2 protein-coding genes are annotated in these 3549 nt (G+C 67.2%); both read left to right on the top strand.

The features are described from left to right. A partial coding sequence (locus HUK84_RS12635; RefSeq protein ID WP_176640612.1) for an efflux RND transporter periplasmic adaptor subunit occupies positions 1-581 on the top strand: 581 nt, incomplete at its 5' end. Beyond that, a partial coding sequence (locus HUK84_RS12630; RefSeq protein ID WP_176640611.1) for an efflux RND transporter permease subunit occupies positions 574-3549 on the top strand: 2976 nt, incomplete at its 3' end. The genes HUK84_RS12635 and HUK84_RS12630, both read left to right, overlap by 8 nt.

Below are 3549 nucleotides of genomic sequence, written 5' to 3'. Positions count from 1 at the left end.
CCCTGGGCGGCCAGGGCGCGACCGGCGGCAGGATGGTTCTGCGCGCGCCGGTCGACGGCATCGTCTCGGCGGTCAACAGCGCGGCCGGCGCCTATATCTCGGACGTCACGGCCGCGATCATGACCATCGCCGACATCCGGCAGGTCTGGGCCACCGCCAGCATTCCGGAAAACCAGGTGCCGCTGGTCCAGCTCGGCCAGCAGGCCGACATTGCCGTGCCCGCGCTGCCGAACCAGGTGCGCCACGGCGTGATCGCCGCGATCGAGCCGGTCATGCATGCCGACACGCGTACCCTGCAGGCGCGCATCGTGCTGGCCAACGACGACGGTGCGCTGAAGCCCAACATGTTCGCGACGGTGACCGTCCAGGCCCCCCAGCCGGCGCGCATCATGGTGCCGCAATCGGCGCTGCTGATGAACAACGACCAGGTGACCGTATTCGTCGAAACCGCGCCCCACACCTATGTCCGCCGGATCGTCGACATCGTCTATGACGACGGCGCGCTGTGCGAGGTGACCTCCGGCCTTGCGGCCGGCGAGCGGATCGTGACCCAGGGCGCGGTGCTGCTGAACGATGATTAATGATTTCATCGCGCTCTGCCTGCGGCAGCGGCGCATCGTCTTCGCGGTCATGATCGTGCTGGTCGCGCTGGGCAGCCTGGCGTGGCAGATGATCCCGGTGGAAGCCTATCCCGACCTGGGCGCCGTGAACGTGCAGATCTCCACCCAGGTGCCGGGCTTGGCGGCCGAGGAAATCGAGCAGCAGATCACCATTCCGCTGGAGCGCCAACTGGCCAACACGCCCGGCCTGGTCGACAGCCGGTCGAGTTCGACCTTCGGCCTGTCGCTGATCACGCTGATCTTCCGCGACGGGACGGATGTCTATTTCGCCCGCCAGCGCGTGACGGAACAGATGACCCAGGCGCCCCTGCCGCCGGGCATCACCCCGTCCCTGGGGCCGGTGACGGGGCCGGCGGGCGAGATCTATCGCTATACGCTGGAATCCGACCGCAAGAACCTGATGCAGTTGTCCGATATCCAGAAATGGATCGTCATTCCGGCGCTGATGCAGATTCCGGGGGTGGCCGCCATCAATAATTTCGGCGGCTTTACCAAGGAATACCAGATCGTCCTGGATCCAGCGGCGCTGTTCCGCTACGGCGTCGGGGTCAATGACGTCATCAGCGCCCTGCAGGCGAACAACGCCAACGCCGGCGGCGGGCGCATCACCCGTGGCGAGCAATCCTATATCGTGCGCGGCGTGGGGATGGTGCACACGCTGGACGAGATGGGCGCCATCGCCGTCGCCCAGCGCAACGGCGTGCCGATCCTGGTCCGCGACCTGGGCCAGTTGCAGCTTGGCCACCAGGTGCGCGAGGGCATCCTGGGCAAGAACGGCAATTCGGACACGATCGAGGGCATCGTCACGATGCTCAGCGGCCAGAACCCGTCGCTGGTGCTGCGGGACCTGCACGCCGCCGTCAGGCAACTGCAGGCGCAGCTTGGCCCGATGGGCGTGCGCATCGTGCCCTATATCGACCGCGACAACCTGGTGCAGACCACGATCGACAAGGTCACCCATACGGTGATCGAAGGCGTGGGCCTGGTCTTCATCATCCTGGTGCTGTTCCTGGGCAGTCCGCGCAGCGCCATCGTCGCCGCCGTGACCATTCCGCTGGCGCTGGCCACGCTGTTCGTGCTGATGCACATGCTGGGCATGCCCGCCAACCTGTTCTCGCTCGGCGCGATCGATTTCGGCGTGATCGTGGACGGCGCCATCGTGGTGACGGAGGCGATCCTGCGCATCCGCGAGGAGCATCCGGACCATGTGATGGACGAGGACGACATCCTGGCCGTCACCAAGCATGTCGGCAAGGCGATCTTCTTCGCGACGCTGATCATCATCGTCGCGTACGGGCCGCTGTTCGCCTTCCAGGGGTCCGAGGGGCGGCTGTTCCGCCCGATGGCCTTCACCGTCAGCTTCGCGCTGCTGGGCGCGCTGATCTGCTCGGTCGCGCTGACCCCTGCCCTAGCCTATCTGGCCATGCGCAAGCCGCACCGGCTGTTCCACAACGCGCCGCTGGAGGCGCTGCATCACGGCTATCGCCGCCTGCTGACGCATATCGTGGACCGGCCATGGACGGCCTATCTGGGCGGGCTGGCGGCCTTTGCCCTGGTCGGCTGGCTGGGCGCGCACACCGGCCGCGAGTTCCTGCCCGACATCGACGAGGGCGCGCTGTGGCTGCAGGTCCAGCTTCCGTCGGGCCTGTCGCTGGACAAGGCCAGCGCCATGGCGGACGAGGTCCGGGCTGCAATTCGATCCTTTCCCGAGGCCAGCTATGTCGTCACCCAGATGGGGCGCAACGATTCCGGCACCGATCCGTGGACGCCGTCGCATATCGAGGCGCCGGTCGGCCTGACGCCCTATGCCACCTGGCCGCACGGCGAAACCCGGGTGCAGTTCATCCGGCGCCTGCATGACCGCCTGGCCCGGATTCCCGGCATCAGCTTCGGGATCAGCCAGCCGATCGCCGACAACATGAACGACCTGGTGGGCGGCGCGCACAGCCCGCTGGTGCTGCGCGTCTACGGCAAAGATTTCAAGGAACTGCGCCGGATCGGCACCCAGATCGTCGGGATCATGCGCCAGGTTCCGGGCACGGTCGACGCCTCGATCTTCCAGGAGCCCGAAATCCCGCAACTGAACATCACGGTCGACCGGGAAGCGGCCGCGCGCTATGGCGTCTCGGGCACCGACATCATGAACGTCGTGCAGAACATGATCGGCGATGCGGCGATCGGCCAGGTCTATGTCGCCGACCGGATGTACGCCATGACGGCCCACATGCAGCGGCGGCTGAACAACAACCTGCCGGCGATCGCGCAGATTCCGCTGACCGGGCTGAACGGCGCGCGGATCCCGCTGGGGCTGGTCGCCCATATCTCGCTGGAGACGGGCGAGGCCAATATCGCCCATGAGATGAATCACCGGCAGATCACCATCCGCCTGGATAACGGCCAGCGTCCGCTGTCGCAGTATCTGGCGGACGCGCAGGCCCGCATCGGCGCGCAGGTCCATTTCGACGCCGCGCAATACCGGCTGGAATGGGCCGGCACCTTTCAGCAGGAGCAGCGCGCCCAGGCGCGCCTGACGGTGGCGCTGGCGATCATGTTCGCGGTCATGCTGGTGCTGCTGTTCGGGCAGTTCGGGCGCATCCGCCAGGCCGTGCTGGTGCTGGCGGTGGTCCCGATGGCCACGCTGGGCGGGCTGATCGCGCTGGATCTGCGGGGCGAGACGCTGAACATCGCCACCGCCGTGGGCTTCATCGCCCTGTTCGGCGTCGCCGTGCAGAACGGCATCATCATGATCTCGGCGATCAACCGGCTGCGCGGCGACGGCATGAAATTGCGCGACGCGGTGATCGAGGGGGCCAGCGAACGGTTCCGTCCGGTGCTGATGACCGCGACCGTCGCCAGCATGGGCATGCTGCCCGCGGCCCTGGCCACCGGCATCGGCACCGACGTGCAGCGCGGGCTGGCGACCGTCGTG

The sequence above is a fragment of the Nguyenibacter vanlangensis genome (genome assembly GCF_013376155.1).
In the GTDB taxonomy this organism is placed as follows: domain Bacteria; phylum Pseudomonadota; class Alphaproteobacteria; order Acetobacterales; family Acetobacteraceae; genus Gluconacetobacter; species Gluconacetobacter vanlangensis.
Note: the sequence above shows the minus strand (reverse complement) of the source record. Positions and strands in the feature narration are given on the sequence as shown.